Below are 22,943 nucleotides of genomic sequence, written 5' to 3'. Positions count from 1 at the left end.
CACAGCCGCGCGGGCGCAATCCGCGCGAGCAAGGAAGGTTTAATGAAAGACGTCTCACAGCGTGAATCGTTCGCGTTCAGCGCCCGCGTACTGGGCGCGCTGTTTTATTTCTCACCCGACAGTGAGCAGGCCGCGCCGCTTGTGCAGGCCCTTACCGCTGGCGACTGGGTTCAGGACTGGCCGCTGCCACCGGAAACGCTGCAGCCCCTTGCCGAAACCTTTGCCACCCCAGCCGATGAGCCGCTGACGGACGCCTGGCAACGGCTGTTTATTGGCCCTTATGCCCTGCCCGCACCGCCGTGGGGCTCCGTCTGGCTGGACCGCGAATCGGTGCTGTTTGGCGACTCGACCCTCGCGCTGCGCCAGTGGATGCGAGAAAACGGCATTGCTTTTGAGATGCAGCAAAATGAACCGGAAGATCATTTCGGTACCCTGCTGCTGCTGGCGGCGTGGCTGGCCGAGAATGGCCGCGAAGCGGAGTGCGATCGGCTTCTGGCGTGGCATCTTCTGCCGTGGAGTACCCGTTTCCTCTCGGTGTTTGTCGACAACGCCGGGCATCCGTTTTATACCGCGCTGGGCAAGCTCGCGCAGCTGACGCTGGCGGACTGGCGTTCCGCGTTGCTTGTTCCGGTTGCGGAAAAGACGCTGTATCGCTAAGGGGTACGGCTTGCTCGCAACTGGCGGGCAAGCCTGGGTTTGGTTTATACCTCTCCACCCGATTCACTCGCACTCTCTTTGCTTTGAATGAACCGAAGTGCCAGATAGAGGTCTGGTGCCAGAATCATGTCATCATCATTCATTGTTGGCCGGCTGTCTTTAAACCAGCGCGTTAATTCTGTTTTCCTGCCCGCAAGAATTAACGTAACCTGCCGAGCTTTCAGGTCGCGCTTCAACTCATTTATGGTTGCCAGAACACTGATGTCTGAATAGGTGAAGCAAGCCACAGCATCAATAATCACCCATTTAGGCTGTAATGCTGCACCATCAACTAAGTTCAATACCCGGCGTTTAAAATAAGCCACATTAAAATAGGTCAACGGTGAGTTAAACCGATACATCAGCACGCCCGGGACCATTTTAATATCGGTTGTATTGCCTAATGAGTGAATCATGCCATCTTCGTCAGTGCCCAGTAAGTGCTCGGAGGGACGAAAGACGGTACGCAGGAACTGTAACAGGCCAAGCAACACCGCGAGGCCGATCCCCTGGATAACGCCGATAATTAACACACAGCCAAACGTGAAGAAGGCCAGGCGAAAGGCCTGTTTATTTCGCCGTCTCAGGTTCCAAAGCCCACGTAAATCAATCAATGACCACGATGCGTACATTAGAACAATCCCTAACGCCGAAACCGGAATAAACTGCAGTGGCTGAGTGAAAAATACCACGACGATACCGATGATTAAGGCGGCGACCACGGAAACCAGCTGGCTTTTCCCTCCAACTGAATCATTCACCGCGGTCCGGGAATCGGCGCCACTGATAGCAAACCCCTGAGATAATCCCGCCATCAGGTTCGCAATACCCAGCGCTCTGAATTCAGCATCCGCATTAATTTCATAACCATTTTTCGCGGCGAAACTGCGCGCGGTCAGCATCAGACTCACAAAACTGACCAACGCCAGGTTCAGCGCCGGGATCACCAAATCACGCATCGGACCAGGCTGAAACGTCTCCCAGTGAACAACGGGCAAACCAGGCTGGAAACCGTCTCCCCCAATGGTGGCAATACCGTACTGTTGTGCAGATGTCCCCCAGACCAGTAACGTTGTCAGAACAATGGCAATCAAAGGTGCGGGCCAGTGGCTGCGATACGTTTTGATAGCCATTAAAATAGCGAGCGTTAAAAGTGATATTCCTGCGGTTAAAAAATGGCTGTCTGAAATGCGGCCTGGCAAGGCGATGATTTTCTCGATCACCTGCGCTTCATCAAGCTTGATCCCTAAAACCTTGCCGATTTGCCCGACAATAATCGTCACGGCTACGCCATTCAGCAAACCGGTAAGAATGGGATGAGAAAGCAGATCGGCAAGCGCGCCGAGGCGGAATTTACTGGCAAGCAGGCACCATCCGCCCATCATCAACGTCATGACGATTGTCAGTTGCCAGTGCAGTTCAGGATTTCCCGCCGAAAGAGGAAACACCACGGCCGCAATCACCGCGCAGGTCGTGGCATCAGGGCCGACAATAAGCTGACGTGAAGAGCCAAACAGTGCATAGGCTATCATCGGTAAAACGCAGGAATACAGCCCGACTATGGCCCCAACACCCGCCAGCTCCGCATAAGCAATCGCAACCGGTAGCGCGACAGCCGCGACGGATAACCCGGCTTTAACATCATGTTTTAGCCAGCTTTTATCGTAGGCTAACAAATTTTGCAGGCCCGGCATGTAGCTTAAAAAATACTTTCCGAACACCTTATTCTCCGGAGATTAATATTACCCGCGAAATGTTGGCACACTTTTAAGTGAGGTTCTGGCTTTCAAATGCTCCGGACGGAGGCCCCGCCGCTCGGGCCGTATAAACACTTAACTATTTTGATATTCTGACTGGTGTTAAACATAGTACAAAAACTACTGCTTAGCCGGGGTGGTCCCTGCCGGATGCTGCCGTGCTGCACGCGGACGACGGATGGGTGGAATCGACAGCCCGGGAGCCGATGATCTAACAGGTTTGTGGTTCGGTATGAGGAGTCTTGAGAAAAAGTTTAGCCCAGAAGATTGTCTGCTTTGTGCCAGGAGCGGACGTTGCTAACATCAATTCAGAAGTTCACCATAGAAGAAGTTGTGAATAATTTGATTGGCTTATAGTGGTAAACCACGCCAACATATCATCATGGAGGCTGTTTAATGAGTTGCGATCGGTGCCTGGATTTATGTGTTAAATACGTTATCCGCCAACCTGAACAATTACGTAAAGCAATCCGTATTGCAAAGAATGCGCTCAGCGAAGGGGTTCTGGCCGAAATTGATGCGACGGATGACTGGAATCAATACAGCTTTCAAGAGTGTGCTGAAAAGATGATATGGGGCGATATCGTCGATTACCGTTTTGTTTGTAGGCACTGTGGAACTAAGTTTGTATTAGGTGCTGAAACTTACCATGGCAGCGGTGGGTATTGGTCGCCCGAGAATGAAAAACCATCGGAAATAATTGACTAACTTCCGCTCCTCGCTCACACCAGACCTACACCCCTCGCAACTTCCCTCTTCTCTCGTCCCTCTTCTTTCCGCCAAACCTTTGATAAAATAATGTCCATCCAACACACAGACTTGCTACAAAACATCGACGATGATCAGTGATGTGCTGCAACTGAGGATAACGCGCTAGCCAACGTTTCTCATCACCCCGTCGCCTAAAGACATCATACTTTTCCCGCTCAAATACGGGCGTCGGTCTTAAACGCAGCTCAAACCGGTCATTAAGAGCATAGGGTGCAATGACCTCGATGAGATCGTTATCGCCCAGTCTGACGGCCACGGCCGTCGCGGTTTCAGGCCAGTACAATAGCGCATTTTCTGTTGAGTGATAGGCCGCCCCGCCATCGAAACCGGAGCGGCTTAAATTACCGTATTGCGCCCTCAAAACCACAAGCCGCCACAACCCACACTTAAAAACTGTACGTCACCTTCAGACTCCCCGTAGGCGACGTCTTACGATGCACAATCGGGCTATCGGCAGCATCTCCCGTCAGGTGCGTCACGCCCGCGGCGGCAAGCACGCTCCAGCGCGAGGTGAGCCTGTGCGTCCAGTCAAGATTCAGCATGTACGCATAAATCCCGGCGCCAGCGTCATGGCGGGCAAACCCGGATGCCGCCGACTGGGCGGCACTGACGCCGTAGTAGGTCAGCATATATTTGTCAGATCCCCAACTGCCGGTCAGCGCCAGCGTGACTGCGTTATTCGGTGAAATATAGAGCGGGCTGGAAATACCAAAATGCACCGCCTCACCGTTGTCTCTCTCAGAAACCGGGATCTCACCCTGCACCTGCAGATTAAGCCAGTCGGTTACCTTGTAACCCAGACCGGGCATCACGATAGCCGAGCCTTTTATCTCGCCCATTCCACGTAGCTCGTCGCTGCCGGAGCTGATCGAATCGCTGCTCACGTCTTTATCTTTACGGCCTGTGCGGTAGCTGAGCGCTGCGCTGTAATCCAGGTTACCCAGATTGTTGCCGTAACCGATACCCCGCGTGGTGCCGATAAAAAAGCCGTTAGCCATGGAATAATCCACCACCTGAGCCGCGCTGACGCGGGTTTTATCCGAACCCGAGTAGCGTGGCGCGACGTCCACCCCGCCCCCGAGAGTTAATACGTTACCCTGGCTCTGCTCTGCCGCCAGTAGCGGTGTGGCCAGTAACGCCAGCACGACGCCCGGCACGATGTTTTTCAGGCTGCGGCCCGGGAATAAATGGGGGAACGGATGACGCAGTTCGATGTTTCTCATTAAGGACGTCCTTATGGATGCAAATGATGACGATGAAGCGGTTAAACGCCAGAACGCCCATTTTGAAGCGTGACCCTAAGGTTCTTATGAGCCGAAAATGAAGAAACGCTGAAGCGCGCGGGTGCTGTAAACCGGACAAATTTACTGATACCGTTTTTTTCTTAAGATGTTCTTCATTCACTGCCGATACAGTTACCACTGTGAAAATTCTACTTATTGAAGACGACCTGGATCTCGGCAATGGCGTACGTATCGCCCTCTCCGATCAAGGCTTTGACGTTATATGGGTTCGCCGGAAAGAGGATGCGCTGCATCAGCTTGACGTCTGCGTGCCTGAGCTTGTTTTACTCGACTTAGGGCTGCCCGATGGCGATGGCATGAGCCTGATGACGCGTTTGCGCCAGCAGCTTAAGGGCATCCCCGTTATCATCCTGACGGCGCGAGGAACGCTGCAGGATCGCCTTTACGGGCTGGATGCGGGCGCAGACGACTATCTCGTCAAACCCTTTGTTCTCGCCGAGCTGCTGGCAAGAGTGAGAGCCCTTGCGCGACGCAGTTACGGTTTTGAAAATGAGGCAATAGAAATTCGCGGGCTGTCACTTCATGTGCCGACGCGTCGCGTGACGGTGAGCGCACGCCACGTTGACCTGACGGCCAGTGAATACGCCCTGCTTGAAACGCTGATGCTGCGCGCTGACCGCGTGCTAACGCGACGGTTCCTGGAAGAAAGGATCTTCGGCAACAAAGAAAACCTCAGTAACGCGCTCGACGTGCATATGGGTAATTTGCGGCGAAAAATTGGCGACGGTTACGTGCGAACGGTGCGGGGCGTCGGGTATGTCATTGATACCGTCTCTGTCCAGAGGGTGACCGGTTAATGCGAAACTTTTGGTCCCACCTGCGCCACGCCACGCTGGTGCGGCGAATTATCATCGCCCAGATGCTGTTGCTTACGCTGCTGTGGTGTCTTTTTTTAACCTTCATTCTGTGGGAGGACCTGCGCAGTCCTCCCATCCTCACGGGCAGTAAAACCTACGAAACCCTTTTTACCCTGGTTGAGCGGATGGACGAACGCCCGCAGGATCGCACCGCGGTGCTCGAAGCCTTTAGCCAGGCGCTGCGCGAAGGCTATGGCGGCGGTGAAGATCCCGTGCTGTCGATTAACCTTATCGTGCGCAAGAACAATGCAGTTATTTTTGCCTCCGACGGCGCGCCTGCGGGGATAACAAACACCCGGTTCGGAGAACTGGATCGCGTTCAGAGTGACGATCGTACCTGGACCAGCCGCACCCTTAAATCCCCTCATTCCGACGTGGAGGTCACCCTCTTCACGCCAGCCAGTGGCTGGAACTTCTTTATCTACCTGAACTCGCGGGGTTACTACATCCTGCCGCTGCTGGTCTGCTTCCCTTTTCTGCTGTTTCCCGCGTGGCTGTCGATCCGCATTGCTATGCGCCCCTGGAACAGGGTGGTCAATGAAATTACGTTACGCACGCCTGACGATCTCTCGCCCCTAAAAGCCGTTCCCAGGCATAGGGAGCTTCGCCAGATGGTGGATGCGATCAATGATTTCCTTGCCCGGGTGCGTGAAAGCGCTGAGCGGGAACGGGTTTTCATTGCCGATGCGGCGCACGAGCTGCGTACTCCCCTCGCAGCGATGCGCATCAACGTGGAGGCGCTGCAGTCCTGGGTCATCAGCGAGAACCAACAGGAGCTGCTTGCGGGGGTAATTCGCAGCAACAGCCGTGCTGCACGTCTCGTCAATCAGCTGCTGCTGATGATGCACAGCGAAGCACGCATTGACACCGAGATGGAGCCAGTACCGCTGACAACACTCATTCAGGAGCGCATGGCCGAGCTGGAACCGTTAGCCTCTGCGCGCAGGATTGAGCTGGAGTTCTTCTCGCAGGATGACATCTGGATCGCGGGCGTCAGGGAACGTCTGGTGTCGCTGATTGATAACCTGATTGAGAATGCGGTGAAGTACAGTCCTGAAGGGGGGCGGATTCAGGTCGACGTACGCGCACTCGATGGCTGCACGCAGCTGCGTGTCTCGGATGCGGGGCCCGGTATTCCGCCTGAACTGCGGGAACGCGTGTTCGACCGTTTTTTCCGCGACCCGAATCAGATGCAAAGCGGAAGCGGTCTGGGGCTTGCCATCGTCAAAGCGGTGGCGCAGCAGCACAACAGCCGCGTTAACCTGAGTACATCCGCTGAAGGCGGCCTGATGGTGACGGTTGACTTCCCCAACCGCACGTTTAGCTAAACCAGAACAGGGTGTTTGATCGCAAATGCCGCAGATTGCTTCAAAAAAAAAACCGTATTTGTTATATTGTTGTTTATTGCTTATTCACCTCTGCGGTGCCAAAAAGAACAAGATTCACCGCAACCCAGGATACAAAAATGTTAGATTACCGCTTCCCGACAGCTTTGCAGATGGTTCTCAGCGTAGCGATGGCGGAGCAATTGGGCGAACGTTCAACGAGTGCGATTCTGGCCTACGGCCTGGAAGCGAACCCGAGCTTCATCCGCAAATTAATGGTTCCGCTCACGCGTGACGGCATTATCGTCTCAACGCTTGGCCGCAATGGCTCCATTCATCTTGGTCGCCCGCCGGAAGAGATCACCCTGCGCGATATCTACCTTTCGGTCATCGAAGATAAAAAACTGTGGGCGTCGCGCCCTGACGTGCCGGCCCGCTGCGTGGTCAGCGCTAACGCGTGCTGGTACTTTAAATCAATTTCCGAAGAGGCCGAGCAGGCGTCGTTAGCCGTACTGGCCCGCCACACCGTAGCAAGCGCGCTGGAAGCGGTGAAAAACGCCGACAGCAGCGGATGGGATCCGCTCCCCGATCTTATCGCCCAGTATCAAAAAACGTCGTAATAATTTACCTGGTACAAAAAAAACCGCCTTCACTGTGAAGGCGGTTTTTTATTAGCTGCAACGTCCTTACGCTGGCAGAACGTCCCTTTCCTCTTTTTTCCCGCGCGTCACGAACTTACGCAGCGTCACGTAGAACACCGGCGTCAGGAACAGGCCAAACAGCGTCACGCCCAGCATCCCGGAGAAGACGGTGATCCCGGTCACGCCGCGCACTTCTGCCCCCGCGCCGTGGCCGAGGATCAGCGGAATGGTCCCGGCAATAAAGGCAATGGAGGTCATCACAATCGGGCGTAAACGCAGGCGGCACGCCTCCAGCGCGGCCTCCATTATCCCTTTCCCCTGGATTTCCAGCTCGCGGGCAAACTCCACGATAAGGATGGCGTTTTTACAGGCCAGCCCCATCAGGACCACCAGCCCCACCTGCACGAACACGTTGTTATCGCCACCGGTCAGCCAGACGCCAAACAGTGCGGAGAGCATCGTCATCGGCACGATGAGGATCACCGCAAGCGGCAGGGTCCAGCTTTCGTACAGCGCAGCCAGCACCAGGAACGCCAGCAGAACCGCAACCGGGAAGACGATCAGCGCCGTATTGCCCTGCGTGGCCTGCTGGAAGCTCAGGTCCGTCCATTCAATGTTCATCCCGTTCGGCAGGATCTGCTTAGACATACCCGCCAGCTGCGTCATCGCCTGCGTGGACGAAAGCACACGCGGGTCGGCATCGCCAATCAGATCCGCCGCCGGGTAGCCATTGTAGCGAATCACCGGGTCCGGCCCGTAGGTGGTCGTGATATTCACCATACTGCCAATCGGCACCATTTCGCCCTGGCTATTGCGGGTGCGTAAGTTCGCGATATCTTCCACGCTGTCGCGGAACTGCCCGTCCGCCTGCGCCATCACGCGCCAGGTACGGCCGAACTGGTTAAAGTCATTCACGTACGACGAGCCGAGATAGGTTTGCAGCGTCCCGAAAAGATCGGTCAGCGACACGCCCTGCGCTTTCGCCTTATCACGGTCAACCTGCACTTCCAGCTGCGGAACGTTTGCCTGGTAGGTCGAGATCGGGAAATGCATCCCCGGCGTCTGCATAATCGCACCGGACATGGTGTTCACCGCGTTTTGCAGCGCACCATAGCCCAGACCGGCGCGATCCTGAATGTACAGGGAATAACCCGACCCCTGACCCAGCCCTAAAATCGGCGGCGGCAGGATAGAGAAGCCAAAGCCCTCCTGGATTTGCGCGATTTTCGCGTTGATCTCCGCGTTAATTTCCGCCGCGGAATGCTTACGCTGGTCGAACGGCTTCAGGCCAAAGAACACCGTCCCGGTGTTCGGCGTGTTGGTGAACTGCAGGGCATTCAGCCCCGGGAATGCCACCGCATAGTCCACGCCTTCGGTATTCATCCCGATTTCGCTCATTTTGCGGATCACCGCATCGGTGCGCGCCAGCGAAGAGCCTTCCGGCATTTTCACGCCGCCAATCAGGTACAGCTTGTCCTGTGTCGGAATAAATCCGCCGGGTACCGCTTTAAACATCACGCCCGCCGCACAGAGCAGCAGCAGATAGACTGCGAACACCGCGCCGCGACGTCCGAGGGTTTTACCCACCAGCCCCTGATAGCCGTTCGAGCTGCGGTGGAAGAAGCGGTTAAACGGACGGAAAAGCCAGCCGAACAGACGGTCGATAAGCCGGGTCGGCATATCTTTCGGCGCGCCGTGCGGTTTTAACAGCAGGGCAGCCAGCGCCGGAGAGAGCGTCAGCGAGTTGATGGCGGAGATCACCGTGGAGATGGCGATCGTCACCGCAAACTGCTTGTAGAACTGACCGGTCACGCCCGAGAGAAATGCCATCGGCACAAACACCGCGCACAGCACCAGCGCAATCGCGATAATCGGCCCGGAGACCTCACGCATCGCCTGATGCGCCGCCGCAAGCGGTGCAAGCCCCTCTTCAATATTTCGCTCGACGTTTTCCACCACCACGATGGCGTCATCCACCACGATACCGATGGCCAATACCAGCCCGAACAAACTCAGGGTGTTGAGCGAGAAGCCCAGCAGGTAGAGGATGCTGAAGGTACCCACCACCGACACCGGCACCGCGATCAGCGGAATGATTGACGCACGCCAGGTTTGCAGGAACAGGATCACCACCAGCACCACCAGCACGACCGCTTCCAGCAGCGTTTGTACGACCGCCCGGATGGAATCACGCACAAAGACCGTCGGATCGTAAGGTGCCGCCCACTTCATATCGTCCGGGAAACGCGTGGACAGTTCGTCCATTTTGGCGCGCACCGCGTTAGACAAGTCGATGGCGTTCGCCCCCGGCGACTGGAAGATACCAATCCCGACCGCGTCTTTATTGTTCAGCTGAGAACGCAGCGCATAGCTGCCGGAGCCCATCTCAATTCGCGCCACGTCGCGCAGGCGGACAACCGTACCATCCTGCGTGGTTTTCAGAACGATATTGCCAAACTCTTCTTCAGTATGCAGACGGCCCTGGGCGTTAATGGAGATCAGGAAATCGCTCTCTTTCGGCAGCGGCTCGGCGCCAAGCTGACCGGCGGACACCTGAACGTTCTGCTCCTGCATCGCCGTCACCACATCCGAGGCGGTCAGCCCGCGCGCCGCCACTTTATTCGGATCCAGCCAGATGCGCATCGCGTATTCGCCCGAGCCGAAGATCTGGATCTGACCCACGCCAGGCAGACGCGCCAGCTCATCCTTCACCTTCAGGGTGGCGTAGTTACGCATGTACAGGGAGTCGTACTTACCGTTGGGCGAAAACAGATGCACCACCAGCGTCAGCGTCGGCGACTGTTTCTGGGTGGTAATGCCCAGACGACGCACGTCTTCCGGCAGACGCGCCTCGGCCTGCGCGACGCGGTTTTGCACCTGAACCTGCGCCTGATCCGGGTCAGTCCCCGGACGGAAGGTCACGGTGGTGACCAGCACGCCGTCCGAGCCCGCGACGGATTTCATGTACATCATATTCTCAACGCCGTTGATCGCCTCTTCCAGCGGCGTCGCCACGGTCTCGGCAATCACTTTCGGGTTGGCGCCCGGGTACTCCGCGCGCACCTGAACGCTTGGCGGCACGACGTCAGGATATTCGCTCACCGGCAGCAGCGGGATGGCGATCAATCCTGTGATAAAAATCAGAATCGACAGGACGGCGGCAAAAATCGGCCTGTCGATGAAAAAGCGGGAAAAGTCCATGGGTTGGATTCTCAGGTCAAGGGATCAGTTGAGGGCGGCGCTGGCGGTCATGGCAACGGTTTTGGCGTTAACCGGCATTCCCGGCATAAACACTTTTTGTAAACCCTCGACGATGACTTTGTCGCCAGGGTTCAGCCCCTGCCGCACGATGCGTAAACCGTCTGCCAGACGCCCCGGTGTAATGTCACGGCGCTGGGCTTTCCCCTCTTTATCCACGATGTAGACGTATTTGCGGTCCTGATCGGTCAGCACCGCTTTGTCGTCGATAAGCGTAGCTTTGAATGCCGCGCTGCCCGGCAGGCGTACGCGGGCAAACAGCCCCGGTGTGAACTGACGTTGGGAATTATCCAGCAGCGCGCGCATACGGATGGTGCCAGTACTCGGCGTGAGCTGATTGTCCAGGAAATCCACTTTGCCCTGATGGGGATAGCCTTCTTCGCCCGTCAGGCCAATCTCAACCGGCAGCGCCATATGATTGCTGGACGCCCCCTGTCCGCTGCGGGCGAGGTTTTGATAGTGAAGATAGGTCGACTCATCCACATCGAAATAGACGTAAACCGTCTTCTGCGAGACCAGCGTGGTGAGCACGCTGGCGGTATCGCCCGCGGTGACCAGATTACCGCTGGTGATCAACGCCCGGCTGGCGCGGCCATCGATAGGCGCGGTCACTTTGGTGAAATCCAGGTTGAGCTGGGCTGCGTCAACCGCCGCCTGCGCGGCGCGAATGTCGGCCTGCGCCTGAACGGCGGCCGAGCGACGCTGCTCCCACTCTTCCCGGGAGACCAGGTGAGAAGCGATAAGCTTATCGGTACGGTTAGCCTCACTTTGCGCCAGGCTGGCCTGCGTTTTGGCCCTCGCCAGGTTCGCCTGCGCCTGTTCCAGCGCGGCGCGGTAGGTTCGGTCATCAATGGTGAATAGCACCTCGCCCTTTTTCACTTCCTGGCCGTCGGTGTAATTCACTTTATCAATGTAGCCGGAGACGCGCGGGCGCAGCTGAACGCTTTCCACCGCTTCAATCCGGCCGTTAAAACTATCCCACTGGCTGATGGATTTCACGACCACGTCAGCCGCACTGACGGAAGGCGCAGGTGGCGCGGCGTTTTGCGCGACGCTGTTATCACATCCGACGAGCAGCGCGGAGATCAACATCCCCCCCAGCGCGCTCAGATAAACGTTTCCCCAGGTTTTTTGCAGGCTCATTATTTTTATTCCGGTAATTGTAGCTGCCGGGCAAGACGCAGCGGGAGGCGCCGCGCCACTTCCTTTGTCCGATAGCTGGCTGAAGGCCATTTGTGTCGTTCATCGCCACAAAACTGTAACAGTTGCGAGTACACTATCGCGGCGATTGTAGGAAGGCGCTTAACTAAGTGCAAGAATAATTGTTGCACTTTATGTGCTATTTGCGTCGATGTGAAAAGACCCGTTTCGGACAGGGATTTAAATGCAACAATAAAACTTGCAATTAACGGAAAAACACGCCACCTTTAAATGCAACAGATAAAGTTACTTTTTTCTACGCTGCGTGGGGGTAATCAGATGAACACTGGCGCATTTATGCACGATTTACTCGACTGGATCGACAACAACCTGGACAGTCGTCTGGACATTGAGACCGTCGCCAGGCGATCCGGCTATTCAAAATGGCACCTGCAGCGCCTGTTTAAAGAACACACGGGCTATCCCCTCGCCGGGTATATTCGTGCGCGGAAGCTGCAAAAATCGGTTGAACGGTTAACCCACAGCGACGAACCGATTCTGAACGTGGCGATCGCCCTGGGCTTTGACTCCCAGCAGTCCTTCAACCGCAGCTTCAAGCGTCAGTATGGCCAGGCTCCTGGGGCATGGCGGCGCAGCATGGGTGGCCCGGAACCGCAGTCGATGCGCCAGTAACACACATTTTGCTGCAACTTCAATCCATAGCTGTTATACTGTATATAAACACAGTATAACGAGGTACACGATGGCTGTTGAAACAAAATTTGTTGTCGTAAGAAAAGGTGAAGAGAAAATGACATTTGCCAGTAAGAAAGAGGCTGACGCTCACGACAAGCTGCTCGATATGGCAGACGCGTTCACCGACTGGCTGTTGCAAAGCGGAATGCAGATGGATGAAACGCAGGCTGAAAATCTTGGTCTGTATCTCGCCGAGCAGAAAGAGACCGTGCAGCATATTCTGCGTACCAGCAAGCTTCCCGATGTCACTGCCCCAGCTGCAGCGGATAAACCAGAATCCGATGCGGCGGAAACGAAAAAAATCAGGGCCGTGAAAGCGGCCTGATTGTCAGAGAATCATCACCTATCCGAAAGCCGTAAGCAGATAACTGCTTACGGCTTTTTTAATCAGCAAATAAAAAGAGTTAAGGAGATGACATGCGACAAGGAATGAAGGAAAAAATCATCAGGATCTGTGATGTAAAAATCGCCTCTAAGGGAAGCGATGTTGGGCTTTCGTTTTATGCTTTTTTTGCTAATAAAAATGACGATCCTGAACTGCTTATGGAAGTTGCGCACTGGTGGATTATGGAAATGAAGCTGGACCATTTTGAAAGGGCTGAAAAGATCAGAAAGCTTGTTTTAGTTATGTAACACCTGTTTCAAAAAGGCAATGTTACAATCATATCCATCCCAAAGATGCGAATATGTTGTAAAGCCGATGATTCTGACCTCAGCAGTATCTCCGGATCACCTTATAATTTATCTTCAGCCTCCTGAATCAGTTTTAAAAGCAGTTTCATATCCAGACAAATATGTCCGTATGTAAAGCTTGTCTCGACAACATTTTTTTTAGATTTACGCAGATCGAAATGTACATGATCAGGGCCGTAAGGGACTTGGTGATGATCGGCTGAATCGACCCTGGACAACTGCTTTCCTTCAGAGGTCATTATTATATAGGCATAATTCGACGGTGATTGGTGTCTGATTACTACGGTGATCCCCGACGGTCTTCGGGCGGTTACAGTTTCCCCTACAACTTTCATGATAGTGCAGTTGAAATTTACCTTAAGTATTTCGCAGGTCTGCTCAAGCATCTCTTCAGTAGTCAGTGGACGCATATTTGAGAACATAACTTTTCCACCCAAATGATTCGAGAGATAATTGAGAAGAATTGATTGCTTCTGAGATTCCTCTTCGTGTGTCAAACACAACTGCATACCAATCATCATGCCTGACTTCCCCCATACAGTAGTGGTCGCCATGCGATCGGTTTTTTCTCCACAAACCAAGCACTTTCCATTGGAGGACAGCCATATAGCTTGATCTACAGCAGTATTCTTAAGCCGCCCTCCCAGCAGACCATCGAATAATCTCGAGTCAGCTTTCCTTTTTTCGTACCACGGCTTATAACGTTGTACATACCCCGTATCATCAATGAGCTTTGAGAAGTTGGCATCATCTACTGGAGTGAGTTTGATTCCGTGTTGTTCGAGATAAACGCCAATATGGCCAACCCAGAAAAGGTCTTTTGATTTCATAAAATAAATTCTGGCTGCTGGAAAGCGGACAGTTGGTGCATACATTGCATTTACATGAAAAGTACCTGCGCTGATATAAACATGTACATCCGTTGCTCCTTGCATCATCCATAGCAATATTTCTTTGCTCGAAACTTCAATTGCCAAAACTGGCTTTTCTTTCCTCAGTATATTGCCACCGAAGCATTGAATAACATTATCTGTTGCAGTTCCACTTAATTTAAGATTAATGCAGTCAGTAATTACATCATTAAGTCTCAAAGTGTCATCCTTTATTATTCCAAACGGGGCTGCGCCTAAGTTTACCGGCCACTGATACACCAATACCACCTTGTTACCAGATAATTTTTTACACCGCAAGGGAGGCATGTCCGCTCCTCGCTCACCGCAGACCAGGCGTTAACTAAACCCAACGCTACCAGCCACAAAACCTGGTAGCTATACAAACGCGCCGAGCTGTTACGTTAATACGCGTTCCCCCTTCCCCGAGGAATTGCGTATGACCCGACATCCGCTACGCCAGATCATCGAATCCTGTGACCACGCCATCACCACCAAAAACTTTGACGCCCTGATGGAGTACTACGCCGAAGACGCGGCTCTGGTGGTCAAGCCCGGCATGACTGTTAAAGGCAAAGAGAACATCCGCAGCGCATTTATTGCCATCTCTGATTATTTTCAGGACCAGTTAACGGTCGAACAAGGGGAGATGCAGGTGATTGAAGGTGGGGATAACGCCCTCGTTATCATGGAAACCGTTCTGCGCTTTCCTGATGCTCAGGGCGGGATAACAGAAATATCCCGCCGCGCGACCTATGTTTTTCGACTGGAGAGCGACGGTCGCTGGCGTTGTACTATCGACAACTCCTACGGTACGTCGCTTCTGGATACCGGGAACTGATCACGCTAATCACGGTTACAAAGGGGCGCTACCCCCTCTCCACGCCAGTCCCTTAATGCGCAGTAATGCGCGGCTCCTTCACAAACTCAGCCAGCAGCCACACCATATCGTGCAGCAGGCCCGTCAGTTCTTTTGTTACGTGAGCGGGCAGCGTTTCCCCCTTCACCGCTTGCGTCAGCGCCAGAACATAGTCCACCTGCGTTAAGGTGTCCTGCCAGCAATCGGGCACGCAGGAATTCAGTTTCTCACCGATGATCAGCTGTTCAATCAGGTATGGTGGAAGATCGACATCACAGAGTTTACGCAGCCTGCGCAGAGCCTGAAGGAGACGCTCGCAAAGTGCAGTACGGCTCCCGACATCTTCGGTTTCGACCAGTACGCTCACCAGCGCGGCGCAGTTGTCGGCGACGTCAAACAGATCGGCATCAGCCGGAAGCGGCCGGGAGATAAGTTGCAGAATGACGTTTTCGTCAGACGGGAGATAGGTCAGGGTTGGGATAGTAGTCATATCCAGCATCCTTCTATATGTAATCCATGTAACCACCCCTTGAGTTCCTACGCTCGGGGGGTAGCGCTGACAGAGGTAGGAATACCGCCCATATAGAAAAACGGCCAGCCTTACGGCTGCTCCGCCAGCGCCACCGCAATTGTAACGGGATCGGTGCTGCCGCGACATACGAAATGTCACTATATGGTAGATGCGGGTTCCTACGCCCGATTGCGGATATGCCGCAACGCAGGCACTTTACGACCCCGAACGATTGTAGAAAAGACATAACCCTGAATTTCACACGGTTACTTTGCGGTTTGCGAGGCGTCTTCCAGAAAGACAACGCTGCCCTAAATTTTAAGGGTATCAATCACCGCTCTCAGCGCAGGCGACACGTTGCGATGGGGATAATAAAGATACAGCCCGTCCATGCGCAGGCTGTAGCGCTGCAACACCCGGATAAGCGTTCCGCGCTCCAGATCGTCAGCCACCAGCTCCAGCGGAACATAGGCCAGCCCAAGCCCCAGCCGGGCGGCTTCGGCTTCCATGTAGCTGTCAGACAGCGCCCATTGCCCCGCTGGCCGATGGGTGATTCTCTTCCCGTCCTGAACCAGCTCCCACTGGTAGTCACGCCCGTCGGCAAACTGGTAGGCAATGCAGGGATGAACCACTAAATCCGCAGGCGTCTGGGGAAAACCGTAGCGGCGAAAGTGTTCCGGGGTAGCCACTACGGCCATTTCCATATCAGGGGTAATGCGCACGGCGATCATTCCCTGCCCTACCTCTGGCCCCAGCCTGACGCCCGCATCAAACCGCTCAGCGATGATGTCAACGAAGCGACTTTCGTTTATCAGCTCCAGCCGGATATCCGGGTAACGCTGTTTAAAAATAGCGAGCTTTGGCAACAGGCATTTGTCGATGGCGTGCTGGCTGGCATTAATGCGTACCGTACCGGACGGCGTCTGGCGGTAGTGCGCCAGCGTCGCCAGACCCGTATCAAGCGCATCAAACGCAGACTCGGCGGTCTGATAGAGCTGCTCCCCGGCGTGGGTCAGCGACAGCTTGCGCGTGGTACGGACCAGAAGCTGAACGCCCAGCCGCTCTTCCAGCTCGCGAACCGAGCGGCTGATCCCGGACTGCGCCAGGCCGAGCCGCTGTGCGGCCGCCGTGAAGCTCCCCTCCCTTACCACCTGCATAAACAGGTACAGCTCATTGTAGTTTTCCCGCTTTGCCATCGTGACTCGCCATTTATAACAATCTGGTATTAATCATAGCAGTTTTCGGGCCCTAATCAGCACTATTTTTGCTAACTATAATGCCTGCATCACAACAACACAGGGCACCTTTTCATGAAAACATTCACCCAAAAACTGTCCGTTGCGATGCTGCTATGTGCATCATTAAGTGGAGTGACAACAATGAGTTATGCTGAGACAACCAATCCAAACGCCCCTGTTTCCATGGTGACCACCTGGGACAAAACCTTCGCCGAGAGTGATAAAGTCGACCACCGTAAGGTGACTTTCCAGAACCGTTACGGAATCACGCTGGTGGGCGATCTGTATCTGCCTAAAAACCGCGGCGACCGCAAGCTGGCGGCCATTGCCGTGAGCGGGCCGTTTGGCGCGGTCAAGGAACAATCCAGCGGCCTGTACGCCCAGACCCTGGCGGAACAAGGGTTTGTCACCCTGGCATTCGATCCGTCTTACACGGGCGAAAGCGGCGGCCAGCCACGCAACGTCGCGTCTCCTGATATCAACACCGAAGACTTTAGCGCGGCGGTTGATTTCCTGGGGTTACAGAAAGAGGTTGATCGTAATCGCATTGGAATTCTCGGCATCTGCGGCTGGGGCGGCATGGCGCTGAATACGGCCTCCATGGACACCCGCGTGAAAGCGGTCGCCACCAGCGTGATGTACGACATGAGCCGGGCGATGGGTCACGGGGTGGGCGACGGCAAAGATCGTTATTCAACGTCCGATCGCCGTGCCGTCCTGCAGTATCTGAACGAGCAGCGCTGGAAAGATGCCGAGCGCGGCACCTTCGCGCACGGCGGCCATGACATCTATGTCGATGCCAACGGCAAGGTGACCGCTGCGGAACGTATTCTGCCGGACGCATTACCCGCCAACCCAAATCCGGTACTCAAGGAGTTCTTTGATTACTACCGGATGCCGCGCGGCTTCCATGCCCGTTCCGTCAACTCCACCGGCGCATGGACCGCGACAATGCCGCTGTCGTTTATGAATATGCCGCTGCTGAGCTATGCCGACGAGATCGCTATCCCGACGCTTATCGTGACCGGTGAAAAGGCGCACTCTCGCTACTTTGCAGAAGATGCGTTTAAAGCAGTCGGCAGCAAGCAGAAGGAACTGGTGATTGTTCCGGGCGCAAACCATGTCGATCTTTACGACAATGCTGCCGGGAAGATCCCGTTCGCCCGGTTTGCGCAGTTCTTCAAAGCCAGCCTGAAATAAACCCCTACGCCACCCGTTCTGCGCGGGTGGCTCTTCGCGAAAATAGACTATGCCCTCACTGAGCCATACCCCACCACAACACGCTGAACATGCGCGCTGGAGCGGCGTTTTTGCCATGACCCTCTGCGTATTTGTTCTGATTGCATCTGAGTTTATGCCCGTCAGCCTGCTTACCCCTCTCGCCAGATCGCTGGATGTCACAGAGGGGCTTGCCGGCCAGGGAATTGCCATCTCCGGCGCGCTGGCGGTTCTGACCAGCCTTTTCCTTTCCCAGCTCGCCGGGAATATGAATCGTAAATACCTTCTGCTGGGCATGACCCTGCTGATGGCACTTTCGGGGTTGGTTATTGGTTTCGCCCCGAACTATCTGACGTATATGCTCGGCCGCGCCCTGATCGGTATTGCCGTCGGCGGGTTCTGGCCCATGTCTGCCGCAACGGCCATTCGCCTTGCTCCCCCGCACCAGGTTGCACGCGCGCTGGCCATTTTCAACGGCGGTAACGCGCTGGCAACGGTGGTGGCCGCCCCACTTGGCAGCTACCTTGGAGCTACCATTGGCTGGCGCGGCGCATTTCTTTGCCTGGTGCCGGTGGCGATAGCGGCGTTCATCTGGCAGTGTTTTAGCCTGCCGGACATGCAGGGGCGTAAAAACGGTGCGTCACAGGGAAGCGTTTTCCGGCTATTCCGCCAGCCTGCGGTTTCCGTCGGTCTAATGGCCTGCGGCCTGTTCTTTATGGGTCAGTTTGCGCTGTTTACCTATTTGCGCCCGTTCCTTGAAACCGTCACCCAGGTCAGTGGAACCGGGCTGTCGCTGATTTTGCTCACCATCGGCGTCGCGGGTTTTGTGGGGACCCTGTTCGTTGCCGTGGTGCTTAATGCCGCGTTTTACGTGACGCTGATCGCGATCCCTTTGCTGATGGCCGCCATCGCAGTCGCGTTGATTCTGACGGGCCATAACGTGTGGATCGTCGCCCTGCTGTCAGGCCTGTGGGGGATGCTGGCAACGGCGGCGCCAACGGGATGGTGGACGTGGATTGCGCGAACGCTGCCGGAGGATGCCGAAGCCGGCGGTGGTCTGATGGTCGCGGTGATCCAGCTCGCCATTGCGCTCGGTTCAACGGCGGGCGGTATAGCGTTCGATCGCTACAGCTGGCAGAGCACGTTTGCACTGGGTGGCATTGTGCTCCTCTGTGCGGCTGCGCTGACGTTTCTGCTTTCGCGTCTTCACAAATAACGCACCGGAGGATTTTTGACGCTTTTCTGCCTCGCAGGTGTATTATTTTTAAACAATAACATCCATTAAAGGACACCTGCGCAATGATCAACATCCTCGGCAAAACCACCTCCATCAACGTGCGTAAAGTGCTCTGGACCTGCGAAGAAGCAGGCCTCGAGTATCAACAGGAAGATTACGGCAGCGGTTTTGCCTCAACGAAAACGGATGCCTTTCGCGCCCTGAACCCCAACGCCATGGTGCCGGTGCTGATTGATGGCGATTTCGTGCTGTGGGAATCCAATTCCATCTGCCGTTATCTGGCGCGCAAGGCCGGACGTCACGATCTGCTGCCCGCAGAACCGCAGGCCTGTGCCAACGTTGAGCGCTGGATGGACTGGCAGGCAACCGAATTCAATAACGCCTGGCGCTATGTCTTCCCGGCGCTGGGGCGTAAAAACCCGGACTTTAACGACCTGGAGCGCATTGCGGCGGGGATTCAGGAGTGGAACCACTGCATCACCATTCTGGAAAACCAGCTGCAGCGCACCGGTGCCTTTGCGGCGGGCGAGACGTTTACCCTTGCGGATGTGGTGCTTGGGCTGTCGGTGAATCGCTGGAAAATGACGCCCTTTGATAAGCCAGACGTGCCCGCTATTGAGGCCTGGTTTGAACGTCTCAACCAGCGCCCGGCGTTTTTGCGCCACGGCAATAACGGCATGGTATAAATCATACTGTCAGAATGAATATCCGCAGCGAGGCTGTTTTATTTAATTACGAAACCCTGATTGTCGTCAGAGGGAATAATAATTAAGTCATATCCTGGACAGCCCGTTGCACCGCTTTGCTAGCCTGAATAGTCAGGCAAAGCTCAACCCGGAGGTATTCTTGCTGATTAAACTCAAGAAAGAACGAACGCACCAGGAGGATCGCCGGCTTGCTCTCTGGCTGGCGACCTCTGCAGGTTTGCTGAACGCCATCGCCCTTGGGGCATTTGGCTTTTTCCCCTCACACATGACCGGCAACACCTCGCAATTATCCAGCGAAGTCTCTTCCACCGACCTGAGCGACATTATTTTCTTCGGCTCGATTATTCTCTCTTTTGTGGCCGGCGCCATTATTGCGCGAACGATCGTGATATGGGGCATTATCCATAATGTCAGGCTGGTTTTTTGCCAGATCCTGTTTGTCGAGGGGATATTACTGACCGGCGTTTCCTTCTACGAAATGTATTTTCATGCCCTCACCAGCAACCGCGAGATTATTCTTTTTCTCTGCTTTCTGATGGGCATTCATAATTCCACCTCCACGCAGCTTTCCGGCGGGCGGGTGAGATCAACGCATATTACCGGCACGCTGACGGACGCGGGGATCGCGCTGGCCTCTGTCATGGTGGCGATGCTCCGCAGGGATTACTCCAAAGATACGGCGGCGCAAAAAAGTCAGTTGAAAACCCACTTAACCACCCTTTTCTCGTTTATTTCCGGCGGTATCGTGGGGCTTATGTTGTTCAGATGGATTGGCTTCAACGCCATGTTGATACTCGGGGTGATGCTCGCCGTGGTCGCCACCGTCTCAATTATCACTGTCTCAACGCGCGTTCGACGCGTTCGTGCTTCCGTCTGAGTGCTGCAGCTGCCCCAGCAGACGCTGCATGTTGTCGTCACAGGTGATGCCCTCCGGCCGGTTGCTGAGACTGGCAACCAGCGTCAGCAGCTCTTTACGGTTTTCCTCAAGCTGCTTCTGCATCGCCTCTATCTCAGCAATACGCGTCTTAAGGGACTGGATCAGGCCCTCATGATCCCAGCGCTGTTGCGGCTGCGGCAGGAAGCGGCGTATTTGCTCGAGGGTAAACCCGGTACGCTGCGCATTGTCGATGATGTTCAGCAGCGTTGCCGTATCGGTGGAATAGGCGCGGTATCCGTTCTCCTGCCTGACCGGGCGCGGCAGTAAACCTTGAGCCTCATAGAACCGAATGCGCGACGGGGCAATGCCCGTCATTTTCGACAGTTCGCCAATTTTCATTTCGTTCACTCTGGCATATTGACCTTAAAGTTTACTTTAAGCTTAAACTTTTTATACGGTCAACCGGATCGTCATCTCATCAGGGAGCTAAAATGCAAACTATTCTGGGCGCCAGCGGGCAAATCGCCCGTGAACTGACCCGCGAGCTCAAACGCGGCTACACCGACGATATCAGGCTGGTCAGCCGCCATCCGCAAAAAATCAACGACAGCGATGTCACCGTTTCGGCCAATCTCCTCGATGCCGGGCAGACGCAGAACGCGGTTAACGGTAGCGACATAGTCTACTTTACTGCCGGTCTGCCGCCTGATTCCGCGCTGTGGGAACGTCAGTTTCCAGCCATGCTGGAAAATGCCCTGGAGGCCACGCGGCAGGCGGGTGCAAAATTCGTCTATTTCGACAACACCTATATGTACCCCCAGAACGCGGTGCCGCAGACAGAAGAGACGCGCTTTGCCCCCCGGGGACGGAAAGGAAAAGTCCGGGCAGAAATGGCCAACCGTGTGCTTGATGAAATGAAACGGGGTGACATTCCCGTGCTCATCGGTCGCGCGCCTGAGTTCTATGGGCCCGATAAAACGCAGAGCTTCACCAATACGCTTATTATCGACAGGCTGAAGCAGCATAAGCGTCCGCGCGTTCCGGTCCGTGACGACACGCTTCGCACCCTCATCTGGACGCCGGATGCCAGCCGAGCGCTTGCCCTGCTGGGCAATACCCCTGACGCCTTCGGCCAGACGTGGCATTTACCCTGCTGCGACGAAAGGCTGACGTACCAGCAATTCGTCGCTCTCGCCTGTGAGATCTTCGGACAGCCAGCGGACTACGCCATACTCGGCAAGCTGGCCTTCGCCGCGACAGCGCTGTTTTCGCAGGGCGCCCGTGAAATACGGGAGCTGTTGCCCAGGTACGACGAGGACAACCTGTTTGATTCGACGAAATTCAAACGCCGATTCCCTGAATTTGCCGTCACCACCTACCGGCAAGGGCTGGAGGAAATCTGGCAGGAGTGGCAACGCAAAGCGGCGAAAACGGCGTAATTTTTGCCTCTCCGCCCTGCGAGCGGCTTTAAATTCGTGACAACGTCACATTTCAATCTCTTCTTTAGGACTATTCTGCCCGCCTCACAATCAGGCCTTATGCCATAAGGCCTGACCTGAGGTTGTCACTAGTTTCAGAGGGTTACTGATTTTCCCCCTTCGCTGGAACCCTTCCCAAACGCTTGCTATAGGACATCTACCCCTGCCGAAACATGGCATAACAACAGGCAACCGGTGGTTGCTATAACGCATGCGCACAGGGAGACACACCGCAATGCACCCATTACTCAAACGTTCGCTGCTGTTTGTCGGCGCCATTCTGGTGGTCCTCGCCCTCCTCGTCTGGGGTATTGGGCTGGAGACAATCCGGGCGCGCCAGGTAGACCTGCTCTATCTCGGGCAACAGCACATGATTCTGGTTTTCTCGTCGATGTTTTTTGCCCTGCTGGTGGGTATTCCGGTCGGGATCCTGCTGAGCCGCCCGGCGGCGCGGGGGATCGCCGAATACGTGATGCAAATCTTCAACGTCGGCAATACGCTGCCGCCGCTGGCCGTGCTGGCGTTGGCGATGGTGGTGATTGGCATCGGCGATACGCCTATGCAAACCCGAACGATAGTGAGGAATCAATCACTTACGGACATTTCCATTTCATCTGTGTAGGAATTGTGAAAGGTGAATAGATGATAATGAATATCATTAACCGTTAACCAGTGCTACGGATGGTAGCCCCTGTGCGCTTTCTACATTCACCCTCCTGTTCACCCTTCT

22 protein-coding genes and 2 pseudogenes are annotated in these 22,943 nt (G+C 55.0%); 15 read left to right on the top strand and 9 right to left on the bottom strand.

The genetic code is table 11. From position 1 onward, the window contains the following. Positions 1 to 42 precede the first annotated feature (42 nt). Positions 43 to 657: a Tat proofreading chaperone DmsD gene (gene dmsD / locus SP99_RS10150; protein WP_047958470.1), complete on the top strand. Its 615-nt coding sequence runs from the start codon at positions 43 to 45 to the stop codon at positions 655 to 657. Between the two features lie 44 nt (positions 658 to 701). Here the strand turns inward: dmsD and SP99_RS10145 are convergent, their stop codons facing one another. After that, positions 702 to 2,417 carry a SulP family inorganic anion transporter gene (locus tag SP99_RS10145; protein WP_047958469.1) on the bottom strand — a complete coding sequence of 572 codons (1,716 nt, stop codon included), beginning with the start codon at positions 2,415 to 2,417 and terminating at the stop codon, positions 702 to 704. Positions 2,418 to 2,849: 432 nt separating this feature from the next. Here SP99_RS10145 and SP99_RS10140 point away from each other — a divergent pair, with 432 nt between their 5' ends. Next, a complete protein-coding gene (locus tag SP99_RS10140) occupies positions 2,850 to 3,161 on the top strand; it encodes a hypothetical protein (RefSeq protein WP_047958468.1) in 312 nt (103 codons plus the stop codon). Positions 3,162 to 3,306: 145 nt separating this feature from the next. On the opposite strand, the pseudogene SP99_RS25015 reads toward SP99_RS10140, so the two are convergent. Further along, a pseudogene (locus tag SP99_RS25015) lies at positions 3,307 to 3,546 on the bottom strand (nucleotidyltransferase family protein); the annotation flags it as partial. Between the two features lie 64 nt (positions 3,547 to 3,610). Continuing rightward, positions 3,611 to 4,447 (bottom strand): MipA/OmpV family protein, encoded by an 837-nt coding sequence (locus tag SP99_RS10135; RefSeq protein ID WP_047958467.1) that lies wholly within the window; start codon positions 4,445 to 4,447, stop codon positions 3,611 to 3,613. Positions 4,448 to 4,647: 200 nt separating this feature from the next. Between SP99_RS10135 and SP99_RS10130 the strand changes: the two genes are divergently transcribed. The 3 genes from SP99_RS10130 to SP99_RS10120 all read left to right on the top strand — a co-directional run bounded on the left by SP99_RS10130 (position 4,648) and on the right by SP99_RS10120 (position 7,330). Beyond that, positions 4,648 to 5,325: a response regulator gene (locus tag SP99_RS10130; RefSeq protein WP_047958466.1), complete on the top strand. Its 678-nt coding sequence runs from the start codon at positions 4,648 to 4,650 to the stop codon at positions 5,323 to 5,325. Continuing rightward, entirely contained in the window at positions 5,325 to 6,713 is a 1,389-nt protein-coding gene (locus tag SP99_RS10125; protein ID WP_047958465.1) for a sensor histidine kinase, read from the top strand. Before SP99_RS10130 ends, SP99_RS10125 begins: the two co-directional genes overlap by 1 nt. A gap of 137 nt (positions 6,714 to 6,850) precedes the next feature. Next, on the top strand, positions 6,851 to 7,330 hold the full coding sequence (locus SP99_RS10120; protein ID WP_025760257.1) for an efflux pump transcriptional repressor OqxR: 480 nt from the start codon (positions 6,851 to 6,853) through the stop codon (positions 7,328 to 7,330). A 66-nt stretch (positions 7,331 to 7,396) separates the two neighbouring features. Here SP99_RS10120 and oqxB read toward each other — a convergent pair whose 3' ends face one another. Together oqxB and SP99_RS10110 are read right to left on the bottom strand one after the other, a co-directional pair. After that, entirely contained in the window at positions 7,397 to 10,552 is a 3,156-nt protein-coding gene (gene oqxB, locus SP99_RS10115) for a multidrug efflux RND transporter permease subunit OqxB (protein WP_047958464.1), read from the bottom strand. Positions 10,553 to 10,576: 24 nt separating this feature from the next. Further along, positions 10,577 to 11,752, bottom strand: coding sequence for a multidrug efflux RND transporter periplasmic adaptor subunit OqxA (locus tag SP99_RS10110; protein ID WP_025760255.1), 1,176 nt, complete (start codon positions 11,750 to 11,752; stop codon positions 10,577 to 10,579). 336 nt (positions 11,753 to 12,088) lie between these two features. Between SP99_RS10110 and SP99_RS10105 the strand changes: the two genes are divergently transcribed. The 3 genes from SP99_RS10105 to SP99_RS10095 all read left to right on the top strand — a co-directional run bounded on the left by SP99_RS10105 (position 12,089) and on the right by SP99_RS10095 (position 13,138). After that, complete coding sequence (locus tag SP99_RS10105; RefSeq protein WP_045284868.1) at positions 12,089 to 12,442, top strand: helix-turn-helix domain-containing protein; 354 nt, start codon at positions 12,089 to 12,091, stop codon at positions 12,440 to 12,442. 70 nt (positions 12,443 to 12,512) lie between these two features. Further along, positions 12,513 to 12,830: a YebG family protein gene (locus tag SP99_RS10100; protein ID WP_047958463.1), complete on the top strand. Its 318-nt coding sequence runs from the start codon at positions 12,513 to 12,515 to the stop codon at positions 12,828 to 12,830. A 92-nt stretch (positions 12,831 to 12,922) separates the two neighbouring features. Then, on the top strand, positions 12,923 to 13,138 hold the full coding sequence (locus SP99_RS10095) for a DUF6500 family protein (protein ID WP_047958462.1): 216 nt from the start codon (positions 12,923 to 12,925) through the stop codon (positions 13,136 to 13,138). Between the two features lie 101 nt (positions 13,139 to 13,239). Here the strand turns inward: SP99_RS10095 and SP99_RS10090 are convergent, their stop codons facing one another. Continuing rightward, positions 13,240 to 14,349 (bottom strand): DUF6516 family protein, encoded by a 1,110-nt coding sequence (locus SP99_RS10090; protein ID WP_231584225.1) that lies wholly within the window; start codon positions 14,347 to 14,349, stop codon positions 13,240 to 13,242. 178 nt (positions 14,350 to 14,527) lie between these two features. Between SP99_RS10090 and SP99_RS10085 the strand changes: the two genes are divergently transcribed. Beyond that, positions 14,528 to 14,929 carry a YybH family protein gene (locus tag SP99_RS10085; RefSeq protein ID WP_047958461.1) on the top strand — a complete coding sequence of 134 codons (402 nt, stop codon included), beginning with the start codon at positions 14,528 to 14,530 and terminating at the stop codon, positions 14,927 to 14,929. A gap of 52 nt (positions 14,930 to 14,981) precedes the next feature. On the opposite strand, the gene SP99_RS10080 is transcribed toward SP99_RS10085, so the two are convergent. Both SP99_RS10080 and SP99_RS10075 read right to left on the bottom strand, forming a co-directional pair. Next, positions 14,982 to 15,437, bottom strand: coding sequence for a hypothetical protein (locus SP99_RS10080; protein ID WP_047959799.1), 456 nt, complete (start codon positions 15,435 to 15,437; stop codon positions 14,982 to 14,984). Positions 15,438 to 15,769: 332 nt separating this feature from the next. Further along, on the bottom strand, positions 15,770 to 16,654 hold the full coding sequence (locus tag SP99_RS10075) for a LysR family transcriptional regulator (RefSeq protein ID WP_047958460.1): 885 nt from the start codon (positions 16,652 to 16,654) through the stop codon (positions 15,770 to 15,772). Between the two features lie 114 nt (positions 16,655 to 16,768). Between SP99_RS10075 and SP99_RS10070 the strand changes: the two genes are divergently transcribed. The 4 genes from SP99_RS10070 (at position 16,769) to SP99_RS10055 (ending at position 20,735) form a co-directional block, all read left to right on the top strand. Next, complete coding sequence (locus tag SP99_RS10070; RefSeq protein ID WP_047958459.1) at positions 16,769 to 17,896, top strand: alpha/beta hydrolase; 1,128 nt, start codon at positions 16,769 to 16,771, stop codon at positions 17,894 to 17,896. 49 nt (positions 17,897 to 17,945) lie between these two features. Beyond that, on the top strand, positions 17,946 to 19,130 hold the full coding sequence (locus tag SP99_RS10065) for an MFS transporter (protein WP_047958458.1): 1,185 nt from the start codon (positions 17,946 to 17,948) through the stop codon (positions 19,128 to 19,130). 83 nt (positions 19,131 to 19,213) lie between these two features. Then, positions 19,214 to 19,837 (top strand): glutathione S-transferase family protein, encoded by a 624-nt coding sequence (locus SP99_RS10060; RefSeq protein ID WP_047958457.1) that lies wholly within the window; start codon positions 19,214 to 19,216, stop codon positions 19,835 to 19,837. Between the two features lie 160 nt (positions 19,838 to 19,997). Beyond that, positions 19,998 to 20,735: a YoaK family protein gene (locus tag SP99_RS10055; RefSeq protein ID WP_047958456.1), complete on the top strand. Its 738-nt coding sequence runs from the start codon at positions 19,998 to 20,000 to the stop codon at positions 20,733 to 20,735. Here SP99_RS10055 and SP99_RS10050 read toward each other — a convergent pair. Then, on the bottom strand, positions 20,700 to 21,134 hold the full coding sequence (locus SP99_RS10050; protein WP_047958455.1) for a MerR family DNA-binding transcriptional regulator: 435 nt from the start codon (positions 21,132 to 21,134) through the stop codon (positions 20,700 to 20,702). The genes SP99_RS10055 and SP99_RS10050 overlap by 36 nt on opposite strands. Before the next feature lie 92 nt (positions 21,135 to 21,226). Here SP99_RS10050 and SP99_RS10045 point away from each other — a divergent pair, with 92 nt between their 5' ends. Then, positions 21,227 to 22,174: an NAD-dependent epimerase/dehydratase family protein gene (locus SP99_RS10045; RefSeq protein WP_047958454.1), complete on the top strand. Its 948-nt coding sequence runs from the start codon at positions 21,227 to 21,229 to the stop codon at positions 22,172 to 22,174. 274 nt (positions 22,175 to 22,448) lie between these two features. Further along, positions 22,449 to 22,772: pseudogene (locus SP99_RS10040) on the top strand (glycine/betaine ABC transporter permease); the annotation flags it as partial. Between the last annotated feature and the right edge of the window lie 171 nt (positions 22,773 to 22,943).

This window comes from Enterobacter sp. BIDMC92 (assembly GCF_001030225.1).
GTDB lineage: Bacteria > Pseudomonadota > Gammaproteobacteria > Enterobacterales > Enterobacteriaceae > Enterobacter > Enterobacter sichuanensis.
Note: the sequence above shows the minus strand (reverse complement) of the source record. Positions and strands in the feature narration are given on the sequence as shown.

Bases quoted from the DNA above. Each gene is read 5' to 3' on its own strand.
- dmsD (WP_047958470.1), top strand. From the start codon at position 43: ATGAAAGACGTCTCACAGCGTGAATCGTTCGCGTTCAGCGCCCGCGTA.
- SP99_RS10140 (WP_047958468.1), top strand. From the start codon at position 2,850: ATGAGTTGCGATCGGTGCCTGGATTTATGTGTTAAATACGTTATCCGC.
- SP99_RS10135 (WP_047958467.1), bottom strand. From the start codon at position 4,447: ATGAGAAACATCGAACTGCGTCATCCGTTCCCCCATTTATTCCCGGGC.
- SP99_RS10125 (WP_047958465.1), top strand. From the start codon at position 5,325: ATGCGAAACTTTTGGTCCCACCTGCGCCACGCCACGCTGGTGCGGCGA.
- SP99_RS10120 (WP_025760257.1), top strand. From the start codon at position 6,851: ATGTTAGATTACCGCTTCCCGACAGCTTTGCAGATGGTTCTCAGCGTA.
- oqxB (WP_047958464.1), bottom strand. From the start codon at position 10,552: ATGGACTTTTCCCGCTTTTTCATCGACAGGCCGATTTTTGCCGCCGTC.
- SP99_RS10110 (WP_025760255.1), bottom strand. From the start codon at position 11,752: ATGAGCCTGCAAAAAACCTGGGGAAACGTTTATCTGAGCGCGCTGGGG.
- SP99_RS10105 (WP_045284868.1), top strand. From the start codon at position 12,089: ATGAACACTGGCGCATTTATGCACGATTTACTCGACTGGATCGACAAC.
- SP99_RS10100 (WP_047958463.1), top strand. From the start codon at position 12,513: ATGGCTGTTGAAACAAAATTTGTTGTCGTAAGAAAAGGTGAAGAGAAA.
- SP99_RS10095 (WP_047958462.1), top strand. From the start codon at position 12,923: ATGCGACAAGGAATGAAGGAAAAAATCATCAGGATCTGTGATGTAAAA.
- SP99_RS10085 (WP_047958461.1), top strand. From the start codon at position 14,528: ATGACCCGACATCCGCTACGCCAGATCATCGAATCCTGTGACCACGCC.
- SP99_RS10080 (WP_047959799.1), bottom strand. From the start codon at position 15,437: ATGACTACTATCCCAACCCTGACCTATCTCCCGTCTGACGAAAACGTC.
- SP99_RS10075 (WP_047958460.1), bottom strand. From the start codon at position 16,654: ATGGCAAAGCGGGAAAACTACAATGAGCTGTACCTGTTTATGCAGGTG.
- SP99_RS10070 (WP_047958459.1), top strand. From the start codon at position 16,769: ATGAAAACATTCACCCAAAAACTGTCCGTTGCGATGCTGCTATGTGCA.
- SP99_RS10065 (WP_047958458.1), top strand. From the start codon at position 17,946: ATGCCCTCACTGAGCCATACCCCACCACAACACGCTGAACATGCGCGC.
- SP99_RS10060 (WP_047958457.1), top strand. From the start codon at position 19,214: ATGATCAACATCCTCGGCAAAACCACCTCCATCAACGTGCGTAAAGTG.
- SP99_RS10050 (WP_047958455.1), bottom strand. From the start codon at position 21,134: ATGAAAATTGGCGAACTGTCGAAAATGACGGGCATTGCCCCGTCGCGC.
- SP99_RS10045 (WP_047958454.1), top strand. From the start codon at position 21,227: ATGCAAACTATTCTGGGCGCCAGCGGGCAAATCGCCCGTGAACTGACC.